The organism is Bacillus mesophilus, from assembly GCF_011008845.1.
GTDB lineage: Bacteria > Bacillota > Bacilli > Bacillales > SA4 > Bacillus_BS > Bacillus_BS mesophilus.
Genome location: NZ_JAAIWM010000001.1, coordinates 258,922 through 277,222, shown reverse-complemented (window position 1 = coordinate 277,222; position 18,301 = coordinate 258,922). Strand labels below are relative to the sequence as shown.

The following is an 18,301-nucleotide window of genomic DNA, read 5'->3' as shown; positions in this document are numbered from 1 at the left end:
CAGATATCAGTAAAGGAGCGCAATTCATGACGACAAAAAAAATTGAAAAAGTATTAGTAGCAAACCGTGGAGAAATCGCAATCAGAATATTTCGTGCTTGTACTGAATTAGATATTCGTACAGTGGCAATTTATTCAAAAGAAGATACAGGATCTTATCATCGATATAAGGCGGATGAAGCTTATTTAGTAGGAGAAGGTAAGAAACCGATTGATGCCTATTTGGACATTGAAGGAATTATCGAGATTGCTTTAGCAAATGGAGTTCAAGCAATTCATCCAGGTTATGGATTTTTATCAGAGAATATTCACTTTGCAAGAAGATGTGAAGAAGAAGGAATCATCTTTATTGGACCTCATTCGACTCACCTTGATATGTTTGGTGATAAAGTTAAAGCTCGTAAACAGGCAGTACTTGCAAACATACCAGTAATCCCAGGTACTGATGGACCTGTCGATGATGTTTCTGAAATTGTTAGTTTTGGTAAAACACATGGCTATCCCATCATGATTAAAGCTGCCCTTGGTGGTGGAGGACGTGGGATGAGAATCGTCCGAAATGAATCAGGAGTTAAGGAAGCCTATGAACGTGCAACATCAGAGGCTAAGGCTGCTTTTGGTAGTAGTGAAGTATATGTAGAGAAATTTGTTGAGAATCCTAAACATATTGAGGTACAGATATTAGGAGACTCTAAAGGAAATATAGTACATCTATTTGAAAGAGATTGCTCAATCCAAAGAAGACACCAAAAGGTTGTCGAACTAGCACCAAGTGTTTCATTAACAAATGAACTGAGAATGAAGATTTGTGAAGCTGCAGTTGAGTTAATGAAAAATGTAGATTACATAAATGCAGGAACTGTAGAATTTCTAGTGAAGGATCAGGAATTTTATTTTATAGAGGTTAACCCGCGTGTCCAGGTAGAACATACAATTACTGAAATGATTACAGGCGTTGACATTGTTCAAACACAAATATTAATTGCTGAGGGTCACCTGATTCATGGTAATAAAATTGGAATTCCACAGCAAGCGGACATAAAAACTCATGGTTATGCTATTCAGTCACGAGTAACAACAGAGGATCCACAAAATAATTTTATGCCAGACACAGGAAAGATTATGGCATATCGAACTGGTGGAGGATTTGGTGTTCGTCTTGATGCCGGAAATGGTTTCCAAGGTGCTGTAATTACACCTCATTATGATTCACTTCTAGTTAAGTTATCAACATGGGCGTTAACATTTGAGCAAGCAACTGCAAAAATGACTAGAAATCTTAGAGAGTTCAGAATTAGAGGAATTAAAACAAATATTGCATTCCTTGAAAATGTAATGAAGCATAAGAACTTCATTTCAGGTCAATATGATACTTCTTTCATCGATACAACACCTGAATTATTTGTGTTTCCAAATCGTAAGGACCGAGGAACCAAAATGCTGTCATACATTGGAACAGTAACAGTCAATGGATTCCCAGGAATTGAGAAAGCAAAGAAACCAGTCTTTGCTAAGCCGAGGATTCCAAAAGTGAAGATCACTGAGCCAATCCCATCAGGTACTAAGCAAATATTAACTGAACGTGGGGCGGATGGACTTGTTAAGTGGATCCATGATCAAGAAAACGTATTGTTAACGGATACTACATTCCGTGATGCACATCAATCACTTTTAGCGACTAGAATTCGTACAAAGGATCTCTTAACAATTGCTGATCCAACTGCTAGGTTGCTTCCTGACTTATTCTCTTTAGAGATGTGGGGAGGAGCAACATTTGATGTGGCCTATCGATTCTTAAAGGAAGACCCTTGGGATCGCTTAATCAGCTTACGTGAAAAAGTTCCGAATATTTTATTTCAGATGCTGCTTCGTTCTTCTAATGCAGTTGGTTATAAAAACTATCCAGACAATCTTATTAAAGAATTTGTTGAGAAGTCAGCACAGGCTGGTATAGATGTATTCCGAATCTTTGATAGCTTGAATTGGGTAAAAGGTATGACTCTTACTATTGACGCTGTTAGAGATTCTGGGAAGCTAGCAGAGGCAGCTATTTGTTATACCGGTGATATTGGTGACTCTACAAGAGTTAAGTATGATTTAGATTATTATGTCTCTATGGCAAAAGAGTTAGAGGTAGCGGGTGCTCATATCTTAGGAATAAAAGACATGGCTGGTTTATTAAAACCGGAATCTGCTTATTCACTAGTTTCAGCGTTGAAGGATGCAGTTTCGATTCCAATTCACCTTCATACTCATGATACAAGTGGAAATGGAATTTTCACCTATTCCAAAGCAATTGAGGCAGGCGTTGACATTGTAGACATCGCTGTTAGCTCAATGGCAGGTTTGACTTCACAACCTAGCGGGAATTCACTATACTATGCACTAGAAGGTTCAAAACGAAATGTCGATATAAATAACCATTCTCTAGAGCAACTTTCTCATTATTGGGAAGATATAAGGAAGTACTACTCTAGCTTTGAGAGTGGTATGAACGCGCCGCATCCTGAAGTGTATATGCATGAAATGCCTGGTGGTCAATATAGTAACTTACAGCAACAGGCAAAAGCTGTTGGACTTGGCAACAGATGGGACGAAGTTAAGGTAATGTATCGTCGTGTCAATGATCTATTCGGTGACATTGTTAAGGTAACACCTTCGTCGAAGGTAGTAGGGGACATGGCTTTATACATGGTTCAAAACGATTTAACTGAAGATGATATATATGAGAAGGGTGAACTATTAGATTTCCCTGATTCTGTAGTGGAGCTCTTTGAGGGGTACCTAGGGCAGCCTCATGGTGGTTTTCCAAAGGAACTTCAACGTATTATCCTAAAAGGTAAAGAACCGATTACAGTAAGACCAGGTGAGCTTTTAGAGCCTGTGCATTTCCATGAATTGAAAGAATCGATTTTTCATACATTAAATCGTCAAACAACAAGTCATGAAATGATCTCTTACGCACTATATCCAAAGGTGTTCATGGACTATCAAAAAATAGTGGACGAATACGGAGATGTTTCAGTTCTAGATACGCCAACCTTCTTCTATGGAATGAGACTTGGTGAAGAAATAGAGGTTGTGATCGAACACGGTAAGACGTTAATTGTGAAGTTAGTGTCTATTGGTGAGCCACAAGCAGATGGAACACGAGTAGTCTATTTTGAATTAAATGGCCAGCCACGTGAAATCGTTATTAAGGATGAAAACGTTAAGTCAACGGTGACGACTAACATCAAGGCTGATCGAACTAACCCCAATCATATTGCGGCTTCAATGCCTGGAACGGTTGTGAAAGTTCTTGTGAAAAAGGGTGAAAAAGTTGAGAAGGGCGACCACTTACTTATTTCTGAAGCAATGAAGATGGAGACGACTGTTCAAGCAACGTTCTCTGGAACAATTAAGGAGATTTATGTAGCTGATGGTGCTGCTGTGCAGACAGGTGACCTTTTAATAGAATTAAGTAAATAAAAAAGCGAGGCAAATGTGCCTCGCTTTTTATATTTGTGCAGACTTAGTTGAACTCTCTTGATTAACTTTCTGATTGTATTTACTTCTAGTGAGTAGTAAAACAAGATAGCTTAAAACACCGAACAAACAAGAGATGAAAAATGCATGTAGTAACGCAATAAATAAGAATTCTAGCTTAGTGATGACTATAAATGCACCACTTATTACTTGGAGAGATACAAGAATTGCTGCAATCATAAAGCTCCATTTTACAGTGGTTTGATGACTATAATGACGGATCACGATATAAGTAGCGTATATGATCCAAATGAATAATAAACCTGCCAGAAGACGATGTCCCATTTGAATCCATTCATGCAATTGCGTAGGAAGACCTAGTTGATTAAAATTACATATTGGCCAGTCAGGGCAGGCTAAACTTGCATTTTTATGTCGTACTAATGCACCTGTATATACAACGACATAGCAGTAAAGAATGAGCCCGATAATATGAAATTGAATCCTTTTATCAATTATTGGGCTTGTCTTGCTCTGGTCTTGATCTGCTTCAAACACTAAAAGCGTCAACAGAAGAACTGCGGCAAAGGAAATAAGAGAGATTCCAAAATGAAGCGCTAATACCGTTGAGGATTGACCCCACATAACAGCAGCAGCTCCAATCAAAGCTTGAATAACTAAAAATGAGAAGGAAAGTATGGATAAAAATTTAGTTTCACGAAGGTGACCAATTTTTTTCCATGTCCATATTGATAAGATTAGTACTAAGAACCCTACAGAGCCAGAAACTAAACGATGGCTAAGTTCAACGACTAGTTCAAATGTAATATTACTTGGAATTAATTCACCGTGACAGAGTGGCCAACTATCTCCGCAGCCAGCACCTGATTCAGTTTTTGTAACCAGTGCACCGCCTAGCAATACAAGTAACATCCCAATCGTGGTTATAATAGCAAACCATTTAAGTCCTTTATTCAAAAGCCCCACCTTCATTCTGAAAAAATAAAATAACGCGCACAAATTCACACAATAGTAATCATATAAAAAAGATGTCGAAATATCAAAGGAAAATAAGTGACAATAATGTGATATTAACCAAAACTATTTGTCAACAATAGTTTGAGAAAGAATTTAATAGATTATTATTACTAAAAAGGTTGAATATTCTTAGTGATTTTGCTAGAAATATAATGTGGCTAAATAATTTCTTTAAATTAGTGTTTAGTATACTATAATCGTTTAAAATGAAAACAACCAAATGTTTCATAATGATAAAAAGATATTTTTCTTATATAATTCAGATGTAAGCGTCTAGAGCAAGTCACAAAAAAGACAAAAAAGTTACACATCTCCTTCACAATTTGTATGCGTTTTATGGTTTAATATAGAGTAGGCACTTTTCATAGAAGCAGATTATAAAAATAGTCAGGAATGACTGTGTGTTTACTTAAAAGGAGGATTTATAATGGCAAATTCGAGGACAGTAGATCAAGCATCTTCGCATGTTATAGAGCATGAAAGTCCTCAGAGTGGTGCTTTTGAAACATCCATCTGGAAAGACTTTCAAGCATTAATTAAGGTTGGAATTATTAATTCTAATTTAATTACTGCCTTTACTGGTTTATGGCTAGCGTTTCATTTCACTGGAACAAGCTTCTTTCAGAATTGGGACATTACTCTGTTTACACTGCTTGGAACCTCGTTAGTAATTGCTGGTTCGTGTAGCTTAAATAATTATATTGACCGTGACATTGATCATTTAATGGAACGAACTAAAACTAGACCGACTGTTACCGGAAGGTTTACTGCTAAACATGTATTATGGATAGGTTTAATTCTAACTGCAGCGGGTACAGCAGTTCTAGCCCTTACAACGTTAATGGCTGCGGTAATTGGTCTTATCGGTGCTTTTACTTATGTTGTGTTATACACAATGTGGTCAAAACGAAACTATACAATTAATACGGTAATCGGGAGTATTTCTGGTGCTGTTCCTCCATTAATTGGATGGGCGGCTGTTGATGCTAATCTTCATATGGTTGCGTGGATATTATTTTTGATTATGTTCATATGGCAGCCTCCACACTTCTTAGCATTAGCAATGAAGAGATGTGAAGAATATAGAGCGGCTGGTATTCCAATGCTTCCGGTAGTACACGGATTTGAAATGACAAAAAGACAAATAGTCCTTTGGGTCGCTTGCTTATTCCCATTGCCGTTTTACCTGTATTCACTTGGTACTGTGTTTCTAGTACTTGCAACGTTACTGAATATAGGGTGGCTGTACCTTGGTATTAAAGGGTATAAATCAAAGGATGATATCAAATGGTCAACAACGATGTTTGTATATTCACTTAATTACTTGACCATTCTGTTTGTATCTATGATTGTTGCGACATTGTTCTAACATTATTAGAGTTTAGTTGACAATTTCTTTTGCTGACCTCTTAACAAATGGGTCCACTTATGTGGGCTCCTGTGTCAGCAAAGTAGTAAATGTAAAACACTAACTACTTTGTTGACACAGGAGTAGTGTTATATTTTCAAAACTATTCCTCTGTTTTTCTATATTTTTTGCTTAAAACCGTTCACGACCAATTAGGTACATAGAGGGTTTAGGCAAGTTGAAATTGGGATTCCTTTTTTATTATATATAGAAAATCCAGGGCCGGGTTGTACCCGTACCAACTAAGAAATTTGATTATTACAAGGAAAGTGGGGTTAACTACGTTATGAAGCAAAGGCACTTAAAGTGGCGCTTATTTTCATTAGTAACGATGATGGCGCTTTTTTTAGCGGGTTGTGGTAAGCCGTTTCTAACGACGCTAGAGCCTAAAGGAGAAGGGGCGGAAATGCAATTCTCTCTTATGATGATTAGTACGATCATCATGGTGTTTGTTGTATTAATTGTAACAGTAATTTTTATTTATGTTCTCTTCCGTTTCCGTGCAAAACAGGGGGATGAAAACAAGATCCCTGAGCAAGTAGAAGGAAACCATAAGCTAGAGATTATGTGGACTGTTATTCCGATTTTATTATTAATCATTTTAGCAGTACCTACAGTAGCTTATACATTTAAGTTGGCAGATGTTTCGCCAATGAAGGCAGAAACTCGTGATGAGGATGCTTTAATTGTAAATGTAACAGCTTATCTTTATTGGTGGGAATTTGAATATCCAGATCACAAGGTAATCACTTCTCAGGATCTAGTAATTCCAACAGGTGAACGTGTTTACTTTAACCTAAAGGGAGCAGATGTAAAGCACTCTTTCTGGGTACCGACGATTGGCGGTAAGATGGATACAAATACTGATAACGTAAATCAGATGTGGCTGCATGCTTACGAAGAAGGAATCTATTACGGAAAATGTGCAGAGCTATGTGGTCCATCACACGCACTTATGGATTTTAAAGTAAGAGCGGTTGCTCCAGAAGAATTTGATCAATGGATTGACAAAATGGCTAATATTGAACCAACTGTCGATACTGACTTAGCTCAAGCTGGAGAAGAGTTATTCCAATCTAGCTGTATTGGGTGTCACGCTGTTGGAAATGAAGGTAGTCGTTTAGCACCTAACTTATCTAACTTTGCAGACCGTACCCGTATTGCAGGTGTTATGGATCATAGCGAAAAGAACTTAAAGTTGTGGTTACAAGATCCAGAAACATATAAGCCAGGTAACCTTATGACTGGTACGTATGGTGAATTAACTACAGAAGAAATTGATGCTTTAACAGAATATTTATTTGGACTTTCCGTAGAGGAGTAATTTAGCATCTTGAAAAGGAGGTAAAATCGTGAGTACGTTAAGAAAAGAAACAGTTGGCGCTACGATATGGGACTATTTAACAACAGTTGACCATAAGAAGATTGCCATTCTATACTTCATCGCTGGAGGCTTCTTCTTCTTAGTCGGTGGACTAGAAGCATTATTTATCCGTGTCCAGCTAGCAATACCTGATAATGACTTTGTAAGTGCAGGACTTTATAACGAAATATTAACAATGCACGGTACGACGATGATCTTTTTCGCTGCCATGCCTTTAATTTTCGGTTTTATGAATGCTGTTGTTCCATTACAAATTGGAGCACGTGACGTTGCATTCCCATTCTTAAACTCTCTAGGTTTTTGGTTATTCTTCTTCGGTGGAGTATTCATGAACATGAGCTGGTTCTTAGGTGGAGCACCAGATGCAGGTTGGACATCCTATGCATCTCTAGCAATGGAAAGCGAAGGGCATGGAATTGATTTCTATACTCTAGGTTTACAGATTTCTGGGGCAGGTACATTAATTGGAGGTATTAACTTCCTTGTTACCATTATTAATATGCGTGCACCTGGTATGACTTACATGCGTATGCCATTATTCACATGGTCTACATTTGTTACATCGGCATTAATTCTTTTTGCATTCCCAGCTTTAACAGTTGGTTTATTCTTAATGATGTTTGATCGCTTATTTGGATCAAATTTCTTTAACGAAGCACTTGGTGGGAACACAATTATCTGGGAGCACTTATTCTGGATCTTTGGACACCCTGAAGTATATATCTTAATATTACCGGCTTTCGGAATTTTCTCTGAGATTTTTGCAACATTCTCTAAAAAGCGTCTGTTCGGATATTCTGCAATGGTATTCGCTACGGTATTAATTGGATTCTTAGGATTCATGGTTTGGGCGCACCATATGTTCACAACTGGTTTAGGACCAATTGCAAACGCAATCTTTGCTGTTGCAACAATGGCGATTGCTGTTCCTACTGGGGTTAAAATCTTTAACTGGTTATTAACTATGTGGGGTGGACAAATTCGCTTTACTGTTGCAATGTTGTATGCTGTTGCTTTTATTCCTACCTTCTTACTAGGGGGAGTAACAGGGGTAATGCTTGCAGCTGCAGCAGCTGACTATCAATACCATGACACATACTTTGTTGTTGCTCACTTCCATTATGTTATTGTTGGTGGAGTAGTATTTGGTTTATTTGCAGGTCTTCATTACTGGTGGCCAAAAATGTTTGGAACAATGCTAAATGAAACTTTAGGTAAAATTACATTCTGGACATTCTTAATTGGATTCCATTTAACATTCTTTATACAACATTTCTTAGGACTAATGGGTATGCCTCGTCGTGTATTCACTTACCTACCAGGTCAAGACTTAGAACTAGGTAACTTAGTTAGTTCGATTGGTGCGATTGGAATGGCAATCGGTACACTTGTATTATTGTATAACGTTGTCATTACTGTAGCTAAAGGTAACAAAATAGGAAATGATCCATGGGGAACTGGACGTACACTTGAGTGGGCTATTTCATCTCCAGCTCCTGAATATAACTTTAAGCAACTTCCACTTGTTCGTGGATTAGACGCACTTTGGGTTGAAAAGATGGAAGGTCGCACTGAAATGACGCCAGCTGAACCACTAGGAGACATTCACATGCCTAACGGTTCTATTCTACCGTTTGTGATGTCTGTAGGTTTAACAATTGCTGCATTTGGTTTCATGTATGCAAACATTCAAGGTGACGAAACTAACGTTACTGCATTAATCGTGGGTATTGGTGGTATGCTGATCACTTTAGGATCGATGTTCTTACGTTCGGTTATTGATGACCATGGATACCATATCCACAAAGAAGAATTAGAAGACGATGACAAGGGGGTCAAGGCATAATGGGAGCTCATATTGAAGAAAAATTAACAGCTGAAACATTCCCTGCTGAGCCCGAAAAAGCGACCCTTGAAGGGAAAAATAAATTTTTAGCTTTTTGGTTTTTCCTTGGTGGAGAAACGGTGCTATTCGCTTCGCTATTTGCAACGTACTTAGCATTAAAAGACTCTAATGCAGGTGGACCAACTACACAAGATATTTTTGAAATGCCAATCGTATTCTTGGCAACAATGTTACTATTAACAAGTTCACTAACCAGTGTTTATGCAATGTATCATATGAAAAACTTTGATTTCAAAAAGATGCAGCTATGGCTTTCAATCACTGTTTTACTAGGATTAGCCTTCTTACTACTTGAAATTTATGAGTTTTATCATTATGTGCATGCATATGAGTTTACGTTTACTAGTAGTGCACTAGGTTCCGCCTTTTATACTTTAGTAGGATTTCACGGAGCTCACGTAGCTTTTGGATTACTTTGGATTATTACTTTAATGGTTCGTAATTCAAGACGTGGATTAGACTTGTACAATGCACCTAAATTCTATATTGCTAGCCTTTATTGGCACTTTATCGATGTTGTTTGGGTGTTCATCTTTACAGTAGTATACTTGATGGGGATGGTGGGATAAACATATGGCTACGAAACAATCCGGTAACCCTAATGTAGATTTAGCCTATCGCCGTAAGAAAAACAAACAAGATATGAAACACCAAGTTATTACCTTTGCTCTAATGATCGCTCTAACGTTAGTTGCGTTTTTAGCAGTAGGGTATGAAGGGTTTACAGCTTGGTTTTCAGTACCATTTATTCTATTACTTGCAGTTATTCAGGTAATATTCCAGCTTTATTACTTTATGCATATGAGCCATAAAGGACATGAAGGTCCTGCGTTATTCTTATACTCAGGTCTATTAGTTGGACTGATTACTATACTTGCATTTGTTACAATTATTTGGTGGTAAAGAGAAGGGATGAGCGAATGCTCATCCCTTTCCTATATATTACCTATAATAATTCACATAACGTTCATTGCTACTAAAAAATGAACTATTGTATAATGAGTATGTTATTTATGATATTGTTGTTCCCTTTGGAGGTGGCAAGTTTGGATATTAGCATATTTGGCTTTAGAGCTCTTTGGAGCCCCGTGTTTTTATCAGTGATCGTTATTTTAATCGGGGTGTATTTTTATATTATCCGAAAAGAAAAATATAGAGTTACTGGAAAACAACAATTTTTCTTTTTGTCTAGTATGATTCTACTGTATATGATGAAGGGTGGACCCTTTGATTTACTAGGACATTTAATGTTTAGTGCACATATGACAGCAATGGCTATTGTGTATCTAGCAGTTCCTCCTTTAATGCTACTAGGTTTACCTGAAACATTATTAAGAGAATTTATAAATTTGAAAAGAGTTCGACCGCTCTATTCCTTTTTTACAAAGCCGTTAATCGCTTTAATATTATTTAATGGTTTATTTTCACTCTATCATATTCCACTAGTTTTTGATGTGGTTAAAACAGATATGATCTTACACAGCATTACGACATCAGTATTGTTTATTGGTGCATTTTTAATGTGGTGGCCAGTCGTTAATCCTTTACCTGAAGAGGAGTCACTAACACCTATTAAAAAAATTGGATATATCTTCGCTGATGGTGTATTACTCACACCTGCATGTGCACTTATTATTTTTGCAAGTACACCTTTATATAGCACATATACTGATCCAACTTTGTGGCTAACTGCACTTGAATTATGTGTTCCAGCTGATATGCTTGCAACCCTTTCAATAAGTACTCCAGAGCTATTTAATTGGTTTCCGGTAGTGGAGGATCAACAGCTTGGTGGAGTAATAATGAAAGTTGTTCAGGAAATTGTGTATGGATCGATTTTAGGATATATCTTTTTCCAATGGGCTAGAAAAGAACGTGAGAATGATCAACTGGAAATCGCAACAAAACCACAAGTTAATTAATTTGTTATAGGATAAAACTTAAAGGTGATAAGAAAGGATGCTAGTATGAATTTACCTATATTGCCTACTATAAGTACGATTTTTATTGTGTTAAGTGCAATAACAGTTGCCATTGGGTGGGTATTGATAGCCCAACGTAAGCTTGAGGCACATAAAAAAGTAATGACATTAGCTGCAGTTTTTGCCATTATATTTTTTATTATTTATGCTTCTAGAACCATTTTTGTTGGTAACACTGCCTTTGGTGGACCGGATGATATAAAGATATTTTATACAATCTTTTTAATCTTTCATATCACCCTTGCTACTATAGGTGCTGTCTTAGGATTAGTAACACTTTATTACGGATATAAAAACAAGCTCGAAAAGCATCGCAAAATTGGGCCAATTACAAGTATTATTTGGTTTTTTACAGCCATTACAGGTGTAACGGTTTATTTACTTCTTTATGTAATTTATCATGGAGGGGAAACGACCTCCGTGATTAGAGCGATACTTGGTTTTTAATGAAATACGCGAATTAAGTCATATGCAAAGTTGGTCATAGAATAAGATATTCTATGACCTTTTTTATTTGTGTACAGAAATGATTAAAGTTTAGTTAGCTTCTAGTACCGATGAATGAATAAGGTTTGGACCTGTATGCTTAATCACTAAAAAAGTTTGTAACAGCATTTATTGATATCTTTAATGTGGATATGAATATATAACAAGAAACGAACTTCTTCAAAGATAGAGAATGTGAGGAGGAGAGTGTTCTGGAGATTATAACAGATCGTTTATTACTGGTTCCCTGTTCATTAGATTTAACTAAATCACTTGCGCTTTACCGAACAGAGCTTGAAAAAAAGTCCCCCATTAAGATTCCTAATGGCTGGCCATCAACCCAATTAATAGGGATGCTTCCCTTTTATATTGAGAAGCTAGAAACCGATCAGGATGAATTCGGTTGGGGAATATGGATGATTATTAAGTATGAAGAAAAACAAATTATTGGCGATGTTATGATAAAAGGAAAGCCACTTAATGGTGTCGTCGAGTTCAGCTATCATGTTGTAAAGGAACTTGGAGACGATGGCTTAGCTTTTGAAGCGGTTGAGGCTATGATGGATTGGTTTATGCAATTACATGGTGTACAGTCGTTTTTAACAGAATGTGAAGCCCATGATCAGAAAGCAATCCGACTTTTAGAGCGTTTAGGTATGAAATGTACCGATAAGGATGGAGAGTTTCTTTATTGGGAATTACATCATGCTGTTAGCGAATAGAAAAGACTAAGGAATCCTCCTTAGTCTCGGTTAGTTATATTTTAAAATTTATCTTAATCACGCCTGCTTCACGCGCAGTATTAAATGCTATAAGCAATAAAGGACCTATAATAAAGCCTAATATTCCAAAAATCTCTAGACCTAAATACATGGCTATCAATGTTGATAAAGGGGAAAGACCTATTTGAGTTCCCATAACCTTTGGTTCTACTGTTCGTCTAATGATTAGCAGAATTGCAGCTAATATGGCAATTTTAGTACCTATGATCGTTTGACCTGTTAAAAGAAGAAATAAGGCCCAGGGTCCGAGGATTATAATTGAACCAATTAATGGTATAAAGTCAATAATCCAAATAATGAACGACATCACAATGGCTAATTCTGGTTCTACGATCATTAATAAACCAATTAAGCACGTGAAGAATATTAAGATGCTTACTAAAAATTGTGCCTTTAGAAATCCTAATACTACATATGAAAGTCTTGAAGTCATAAATTGAACCTTCTCTGCAGTTTTTTCGGTCATATGTGAGAATGCACTATTTTTTAATCTAGGAAGGTCCATCATAAACAAAAATAAGGCAATTAAATATACAATTAAACTGACTAGGTAGTTTGGAATTTCGGTTACAATTTGCTTTACATTATTAATATTTACAGAATCTGTAATACTATTTCTAAGTCCTTCTAGAAAATCGCCCACTTGCTGTGTAATTTCTATTACCACTTCTTTTGGCATATCTTTCGCAACATTCTGCAATCTGTTTTCTAAATCATACCAAGCTCTATTTATATCACTCACATAAAAAGGGACATTCTGTGCAAATTGTATACCTTCTCCAACTACTTTTGTTATCAAAAAGTAGCTAGAAATACCAATAAATAAAATAAATAGTAAGAAAATCACAATAACAGAAGTGTTCCTTGTGAGTTTCGATTTAGCAAAGAGTGACTTTACAAGGGGTTCTAAAAAAAGTGCTGTAATGAACGCAGCTATAAGAGGAATCGATATCGGCAAAATAAATAAAAATAGAAGCAATAAAATAATGACTATTATTGCGGTAATCGCAAATCGTTTTGTAAATATATAAGACAACTTGGTTCCCCTTTCTCATGTGTGTGATTTCTATAAAACACGATAATTAAATTATAGTATGATTATTTTAATAATAACAGAGATAAGTTTAAAACTTGGTTAATAATCTAAACATCCCAATAAATTAGTGCCCAATTTTCATTTTCTTCATATACTGTACGGAAGATGCTAATGAGGGGGGAACTACATGTTCACTAAGGTATTACCATATGGAACTGTCCATATTGCTGATCAAATCGTGGCTCTAATTGCGTCACTAGCTATTGTCGAAGTAGATGGTGTTGCAGGTACCGTTGCTGACTTTAAGGATGAGATGATTCGAGTTGTTAATAAAAAGTCAAGACAAAAAGGAATCTTGATTGAAAAAGGTGAATTTGAAGAAATTTCTATAGAAATGAAAGTTGCACTTTATTATGGATCTGATATTGTGGAGACATGTAAAGCCATACAGGCAGCTGTAAAATATGAAATTGAATCAATGACGGGAATTGAAGTTAACTCTGTACATGTAAAGGTTGAACAAATAAAAGTAAAAACGCATGAGTAATCATGCGTTTTTACTTAGTTAAATTTAAGTATAGCGGATTATGAGATTTTCTTAAGCTCTTCACTAACACGCTTTAATAGCTCTTGACTCTTTGCTAGTACATTTTTAGGAAAAACTTCGCCTTCACCGTACTCTACACCATGTGGGTAATAATGCTTACCTAATAGTGGGGAAAGTAGCTTTATTGTTGCTTCGTGTTTACCAATATCACCTTCAACTGTATAACCTTGAACACGTAGGTAATACACTTCTTGTGCTTCTAATACTTCGATCTTATAATCGTAAGTAACACGTTCGTAATCCCATTGACCAGCTCGGACAAATCCAACCTCATCCATTGCATCATCAAGCATGTTTAATTCTACAACAACATCTTCAATTCCTGTATTTTCAAACTTCATTGTATGTATCCCTCCTCAAAAACTATCCAAACTTATAATATAATTAAAAACGATAACATGCAATGTATTACATCGTTTTTTCATTGACGATTTTATGACGCTTTTGATAATTAGAGTGTATCATTCTCTTTTTTGAGATGTTTATAGTGCTTATTATGACAGATATTTATAAAAAAATGCTTACTGAGTATAGAAGTTACAAGTTGGAAATACTCACGGTGAATGCCAATCAACAGTTTCGTTCATACTAATCCATGCGTAGCTCAGTTAAGCTGGTTATGCGTTAGTTTACAATTGATGAGGGGGCATTATTATGCAAACTGTACGTGATGTCATGACTACAAATGTTGAATATTGTACTCCATTAGACAATGTATATGAAGTCGCGGTAAAAATGAAGGATTTAAATGTAGGAGCAATTCCTATTTGTGAAGATGAGAAGTTAATCGGAATGATTACCGACCGTGATTTAGTAATTAGAGGATATGCTGAAAAGCGTTCAGGATCGTTTGAGGTAACAGGAGTTATGAGCTCTGATCTAACAACTGTTAAGCCTGAAACTACTCTTGAAGAAGCCACAAGAATAATGGCTGAAAAACAAATCAGAAGACTTCCTGTTGTGGACAATGGACATCTTGTCGGTATAGTGGCTTTAGGCGACCTTGCTGTAAATCAAATGTCTGATGAACGTGCCGGTCATGCATTATCTGAGATCTCAGAGCCTGCTCATCCTACCCATTAAAAAAGGAGCACCAATTTGGTGCTTCTTTTTTACTAAACAATTTCTCAAATTTATTTTCCTCCGTGGAGAGTTAGTATGAGACCCATTTTCCTGTTTTTTGTAACGACTTCAGACAGCCTTACTTCACTCTAGTGAAATCCAAATAAAATACTATAATAAATCTACCATTTAGAAGAGTTTTTAAGAATATTTATAGATTTGATTAATATAATGTGAAAAAGGAAACGGAAGGAGAGGGGACAATTGGGAAGAGTTAGCCTTATTCTATCTGTGTTATTATTTATTTCTTTTATTTCACTATATTCTCAATGGAACTCTAGTAAAGAGGGTCGAGAACAAACGGTAATTGTACAGGAAACTGCTACAGAAGAAGTTACCAACCCCATTAAAACTAGTACGTTACCGGAAGCATCGGTTGAATATACAGGAATGCATACTCTTATTGGCTTGTCAGGTGATGAAATAAAACAAAAATGGGGAGATCCACACCGAATCGATCCTTCATCCTATGAGTATGTTTGGTGGATTTATAAACAAAATGAGCATTCTTATATTCAAGTAGGGGTACTAGAAAATAAAGTGGTAACGGTTTACGGCATTGGGGATGATTTAAATATTGATCCTTTTTATATAGGACAGCCGTATGATGAAATTGTAAAGAAATTCCCTGTCTCAGACAATCATTCTTTTAGGGTAGCAGATAATACGTATCGCTTTGAATTATCTGAAGAGGAGCAGCACGTTAGACCATTAATTCAATTAGGGAATGTATGGGCACAGTTATATATTGATCAATTTACAAACAAACTTTCTAGCATCCGTTATTTAGATGCTATTACATTAGTAAAACAGAGACCTTATGAGCTTGTATACAGAGGAGAACTGTTAGATTCCAGAGAGCTATCAAAAGAGGAATGGCTTGCTATTGAAAAAGGGAGTGCACAACAGATTATTGATATCACCAATATGATTAGAAAAAGATATGACCTGAACCTTGTTAAGTGGCATGAAGAAACCTCACAGGTTGCCCTTTTACATAGTATGGACATGATGGAAAATAGTTATTTTTCTCATGATTCACCTACAAAGGGTGGGTTAGCAGATCGACTAGAAGCAGGAGAAATTAAGTACCATTTAGCAGGAGAAAATATAGCTGCCAAGTATGTTGACGGGATTGCTGCAGTTGAGGGGTGGCTAAATAGTAAAGGTCACCGAGAAACTCTCCTAAATGAAAAGTTTACGCACCTAGGAGTAGGAGTATATGAAAAGTATTACACCCAAAATTTTATTAGTACTTGGGATCCAAAATAACACATGTTATTTTGGATTTTTTTTTATAAACGGGTGTTATCCGAGTGGGGTTGAGACCTACATGTCCAACTACCTCCCGCTCAGAGGAAATGTAAACTAAAGTTTTACCAAATAAAAAAGACTTAACAAATGTGCTGGAAATTTGCTAAGCCTTTACTCGAAATCGATTAAAAATAAACACATCTTTTTCCCAATAACCATAACAAATGACTTCCGTCCCCTCTGTAAAAACTTGTGGTTCAATTGAGGTTGTGGAGGTCCTAATTGCTTTTTGATAAGCTTGATGCTCCTTATTATGTAATAGTATCGTCACGATATTTACATAATGTTTTCCAACAAAGGCTCTAGTTTTGGTATCTATTTGTAATACTTTGCCACTTATAAAAGCTTCTTCTTTTATAGTATCAAGGTTTAAATAGTCTTCATACTTTTGTCTCCGGTCTTTAATCGTTATGACTAAAAAGTATAAAAAAAGTAAAGGAATTACAACTGCAGCTACCATACCTACTTATTCTTTCTCGGTATGATAAAAAAACTAGCTGTAGAATGTGCAATTAGAACCCCATCGTCACGAAAGACTTTACCTTCACAAACGATGGTTTTTGACCCCTTGTGTATGACAGAGGTTATACACTTGAATTCCTTTCCAATCCCAGGTGCTACATAGTTTATTTTAATTTCTGATGTAACTGCATAAACGTCATCGGCCAATATTCGATGTACTAGTGTTCCCATTGCTGAGTCAATGAGGGTTGCTGTAATCCCACCATGAACAATATTAAGGGAATTTTGGATTATAGGATTTGCAGGAATAACCATTTCTAGCTGTTGTTCCTCTTCTTTAAAAGTACTACTGGCCTTTAGTAAACCGCCTAAATAAGACCCGTTTGCCCCTTCCTGCTTTCGCTTTAACCCTTCCACAATCTGTTTAAATACTTGTTGTTCTTCTTCATTAGCGTCTTGTAAGTAGTCATGTATATCATTTTGTAGTTGTTGATCCATTTTCTTTTTTCCTTCCCTCTTAGTACTGTAATAACTGATATTTTACCATATCCATTTTTATCAAGCACAAAAATGGGCGAACCTTCTTTACTAAATTTCTTACACTATAGTGTAGGCATATGTTTAGATAGCTCTATACTGAGGTGACTAATGATGAGTAAAAAGACACTACATCCTTCTATTCAAAAGTTTAAACAATTTGTGAAAAAACATCCTAAGCTTGTAACTGAAGTAAGGGAACAGCGAAAAAACTGGCAAGAGCTTTATGAGGATTGGTATTTGTTAGGGGAAGAAGATGATGTGTGGAACCAGTATAAATCAGACAGTGATCGTAAAGAAGAGGAGAAAAAGGATAAAAGTGATTTTATGAGTACGATTTTATCGGCAGTGAAGGGGATGGATTACACTCAGGTTCAGCAGCATATCTCAAGCTTCGGTGAGGCAATTACAAGTATTCAGCAAATTATGAGTCAATTCCGCGGATCTGATAACCAAGTTAACAACCAAGCTCCCCAACAAAATCAACCTTTTTTCTTCAATAAAGATTAAAAGGGGATTTCACGTATGAGACAGGAAGTCGTACAAATACTTCGATCTAACGAAGAATATAAAAAATATATAAGAGAGCAGCCTTATTGGTATAGGAAGCTAACTAGAAATCCTAGAAGTATCCATGAGTTCGATTTATCATCCAAAGAATATTACAAGAAGACCATTCCACATAAAGTGGCGGGTTTCTCACAACAACTTCAAATGGCATCCATGATGATTAATATGTTTCAAGCAATGAGAGAAAACGACTAAGGCGA

Annotated in this window: 19 protein-coding genes; 14 read left to right on the top strand and 5 right to left on the bottom strand. The window is 36.2% G+C overall.

The window, feature by feature from the left end; translation table 11 throughout:
• The first annotated feature begins 26 nt into the window (after positions 1 to 26).
• Positions 27 to 3,470 (top strand): pyruvate carboxylase, encoded by a 3,444-nt coding sequence (pyc, locus tag G4D63_RS01370; RefSeq protein ID WP_163176932.1) that lies wholly within the window; start codon positions 27 to 29, stop codon positions 3,468 to 3,470.
• Between the two features lie 27 nt (positions 3,471 to 3,497).
• Here the strand turns inward: pyc and G4D63_RS01365 are convergent, their stop codons facing one another.
• Entirely contained in the window at positions 3,498 to 4,445 is a 948-nt protein-coding gene (locus G4D63_RS01365; protein WP_163176930.1) for a COX15/CtaA family protein, read from the bottom strand.
• A gap of 487 nt (positions 4,446 to 4,932) precedes the next feature.
• Between G4D63_RS01365 and cyoE the strand changes: the two genes are divergently transcribed.
• From cyoE to G4D63_RS01325, 8 genes are all read left to right on the top strand, one after another.
• Positions 4,933 to 5,874 (top strand): heme o synthase, encoded by a 942-nt coding sequence (gene cyoE / locus G4D63_RS01360; protein WP_163176928.1) that lies wholly within the window; start codon positions 4,933 to 4,935, stop codon positions 5,872 to 5,874.
• A gap of 325 nt (positions 5,875 to 6,199) precedes the next feature.
• Positions 6,200 to 7,237, top strand: a complete 1,038-nt coding sequence (coxB, locus tag G4D63_RS01355; RefSeq protein ID WP_163176927.1) for a cytochrome c oxidase subunit II — start codon at positions 6,200 to 6,202, stop codon at positions 7,235 to 7,237.
• Between the two features lie 28 nt (positions 7,238 to 7,265).
• Entirely contained in the window at positions 7,266 to 9,143 is a 1,878-nt protein-coding gene (gene ctaD, locus G4D63_RS01350) for a cytochrome c oxidase subunit I (protein ID WP_163176925.1), read from the top strand.
• Entirely contained in the window at positions 9,143 to 9,772 is a 630-nt protein-coding gene (locus tag G4D63_RS01345; protein ID WP_163176923.1) for a cytochrome (ubi)quinol oxidase subunit III, read from the top strand. The genes ctaD and G4D63_RS01345 overlap by 1 nt, the downstream gene beginning before the upstream one ends.
• 4 nt (positions 9,773 to 9,776) lie before the next feature.
• Positions 9,777 to 10,106 carry a cytochrome c oxidase subunit IVB gene (gene ctaF, locus G4D63_RS01340; protein WP_163176922.1) on the top strand — a complete coding sequence of 110 codons (330 nt, stop codon included), beginning with the start codon at positions 9,777 to 9,779 and terminating at the stop codon, positions 10,104 to 10,106.
• A 95-nt stretch (positions 10,107 to 10,201) separates the two neighbouring features.
• The gene (gene ctaG, locus G4D63_RS01335; protein ID WP_163176920.1) at positions 10,202 to 11,125 is read left to right on the top strand and encodes a cytochrome c oxidase assembly factor CtaG; all 924 of its coding nucleotides are present in this window, start codon (positions 10,202 to 10,204) and stop codon (positions 11,123 to 11,125) included.
• Between the two features lie 45 nt (positions 11,126 to 11,170).
• The gene (locus tag G4D63_RS01330; RefSeq protein WP_163176918.1) at positions 11,171 to 11,632 is read left to right on the top strand and encodes a DUF420 domain-containing protein; all 462 of its coding nucleotides are present in this window, start codon (positions 11,171 to 11,173) and stop codon (positions 11,630 to 11,632) included.
• Positions 11,633 to 12,024: 392 nt separating this feature from the next.
• A complete protein-coding gene (locus G4D63_RS01325) occupies positions 12,025 to 12,393 on the top strand; it encodes a GNAT family N-acetyltransferase (RefSeq protein WP_163176916.1) in 369 nt (122 codons plus the stop codon).
• 34 nt (positions 12,394 to 12,427) lie between these two features.
• On the opposite strand, the gene ytvI is transcribed toward G4D63_RS01325, so the two are convergent.
• Positions 12,428 to 13,489, bottom strand: a complete 1,062-nt coding sequence (ytvI, locus tag G4D63_RS01320) for a sporulation integral membrane protein YtvI (protein ID WP_163176915.1) — start codon at positions 13,487 to 13,489, stop codon at positions 12,428 to 12,430.
• A 187-nt stretch (positions 13,490 to 13,676) separates the two neighbouring features.
• Between ytvI and G4D63_RS01315 the strand changes: the two genes are divergently transcribed.
• Positions 13,677 to 14,036: an Asp23/Gls24 family envelope stress response protein gene (locus G4D63_RS01315; RefSeq protein WP_163176913.1), complete on the top strand. Its 360-nt coding sequence runs from the start codon at positions 13,677 to 13,679 to the stop codon at positions 14,034 to 14,036.
• A gap of 38 nt (positions 14,037 to 14,074) precedes the next feature.
• On the opposite strand, the gene G4D63_RS01310 is transcribed toward G4D63_RS01315, so the two are convergent.
• Positions 14,075 to 14,437, bottom strand: coding sequence for a YugN family protein (locus tag G4D63_RS01310; RefSeq protein WP_163176911.1), 363 nt, complete (start codon positions 14,435 to 14,437; stop codon positions 14,075 to 14,077).
• 313 nt (positions 14,438 to 14,750) lie between these two features.
• Here G4D63_RS01310 and G4D63_RS01305 point away from each other — a divergent pair, with 313 nt between their 5' ends.
• Positions 14,751 to 15,179, top strand: a complete 429-nt coding sequence (locus G4D63_RS01305; RefSeq protein ID WP_163176909.1) for a CBS domain-containing protein — start codon at positions 14,751 to 14,753, stop codon at positions 15,177 to 15,179.
• 243 nt (positions 15,180 to 15,422) lie between these two features.
• Positions 15,423 to 16,490, top strand: a complete 1,068-nt coding sequence (locus tag G4D63_RS01300; protein WP_163176907.1) for a CAP domain-containing protein — start codon at positions 15,423 to 15,425, stop codon at positions 16,488 to 16,490.
• A 145-nt stretch (positions 16,491 to 16,635) separates the two neighbouring features.
• Here the strand turns inward: G4D63_RS01300 and G4D63_RS01295 are convergent, their stop codons facing one another.
• Together G4D63_RS01295 and G4D63_RS01290 are read right to left on the bottom strand one after the other, a co-directional pair.
• Entirely contained in the window at positions 16,636 to 16,992 is a 357-nt protein-coding gene (locus G4D63_RS01295) for a hypothetical protein (protein ID WP_163176905.1), read from the bottom strand.
• 2 nt (positions 16,993 to 16,994) lie between these two features.
• Positions 16,995 to 17,492, bottom strand: coding sequence for a PaaI family thioesterase (locus G4D63_RS01290; protein WP_163176903.1), 498 nt, complete (start codon positions 17,490 to 17,492; stop codon positions 16,995 to 16,997).
• A 153-nt stretch (positions 17,493 to 17,645) separates the two neighbouring features.
• On the opposite strand from G4D63_RS01290, the gene ylbD reads away from it, so the two are divergent.
• Positions 17,646 to 18,041: a YlbD family protein gene (gene ylbD / locus G4D63_RS01285; RefSeq protein ID WP_239585839.1), complete on the top strand. Its 396-nt coding sequence runs from the start codon at positions 17,646 to 17,648 to the stop codon at positions 18,039 to 18,041.
• A gap of 15 nt (positions 18,042 to 18,056) precedes the next feature.
• Positions 18,057 to 18,296, top strand: coding sequence for a YlbE-like family protein (locus G4D63_RS01280; RefSeq protein ID WP_163176900.1), 240 nt, complete (start codon positions 18,057 to 18,059; stop codon positions 18,294 to 18,296).
• The last annotated feature ends 5 nt before the right edge of the window (positions 18,297 to 18,301 follow it).

What these genes read in the sequence shown, in the direction of transcription:
- pyc (WP_163176932.1), top strand. Translation starts at nt 27, where the DNA reads ATGACGACAAAAAAAATTGAAAAAGTATTAGTAGCAAACCGTGGAGAA.
- cyoE (WP_163176928.1), top strand. Translation starts at nt 4,933, where the DNA reads ATGGCAAATTCGAGGACAGTAGATCAAGCATCTTCGCATGTTATAGAG.
- coxB (WP_163176927.1), top strand. Translation starts at nt 6,200, where the DNA reads ATGAAGCAAAGGCACTTAAAGTGGCGCTTATTTTCATTAGTAACGATG.
- G4D63_RS01345 (WP_163176923.1), top strand. Translation starts at nt 9,143, where the DNA reads ATGGGAGCTCATATTGAAGAAAAATTAACAGCTGAAACATTCCCTGCT.
- ctaF (WP_163176922.1), top strand. Translation starts at nt 9,777, where the DNA reads ATGGCTACGAAACAATCCGGTAACCCTAATGTAGATTTAGCCTATCGC.
- ctaG (WP_163176920.1), top strand. Translation starts at nt 10,202, where the DNA reads ATGAGTATGTTATTTATGATATTGTTGTTCCCTTTGGAGGTGGCAAGT.
- G4D63_RS01330 (WP_163176918.1), top strand. Translation starts at nt 11,171, where the DNA reads ATGAATTTACCTATATTGCCTACTATAAGTACGATTTTTATTGTGTTA.
- G4D63_RS01325 (WP_163176916.1), top strand. Translation starts at nt 12,025, where the DNA reads ATGCTTCCCTTTTATATTGAGAAGCTAGAAACCGATCAGGATGAATTC.
- G4D63_RS01315 (WP_163176913.1), top strand. Translation starts at nt 13,677, where the DNA reads ATGTTCACTAAGGTATTACCATATGGAACTGTCCATATTGCTGATCAA.
- G4D63_RS01310 (WP_163176911.1), bottom strand. Translation starts at nt 14,437, where the DNA reads ATGAAGTTTGAAAATACAGGAATTGAAGATGTTGTTGTAGAATTAAAC.
- G4D63_RS01305 (WP_163176909.1), top strand. Translation starts at nt 14,751, where the DNA reads ATGCAAACTGTACGTGATGTCATGACTACAAATGTTGAATATTGTACT.
- G4D63_RS01295 (WP_163176905.1), bottom strand. Translation starts at nt 16,992, where the DNA reads ATGGTAGCTGCAGTTGTAATTCCTTTACTTTTTTTATACTTTTTAGTC.
- G4D63_RS01290 (WP_163176903.1), bottom strand. Translation starts at nt 17,492, where the DNA reads ATGGATCAACAACTACAAAATGATATACATGACTACTTACAAGACGCT.
- ylbD (WP_239585839.1), top strand. Translation starts at nt 17,646, where the DNA reads ATGAGTAAAAAGACACTACATCCTTCTATTCAAAAGTTTAAACAATTT.
- G4D63_RS01280 (WP_163176900.1), top strand. Translation starts at nt 18,057, where the DNA reads ATGAGACAGGAAGTCGTACAAATACTTCGATCTAACGAAGAATATAAA.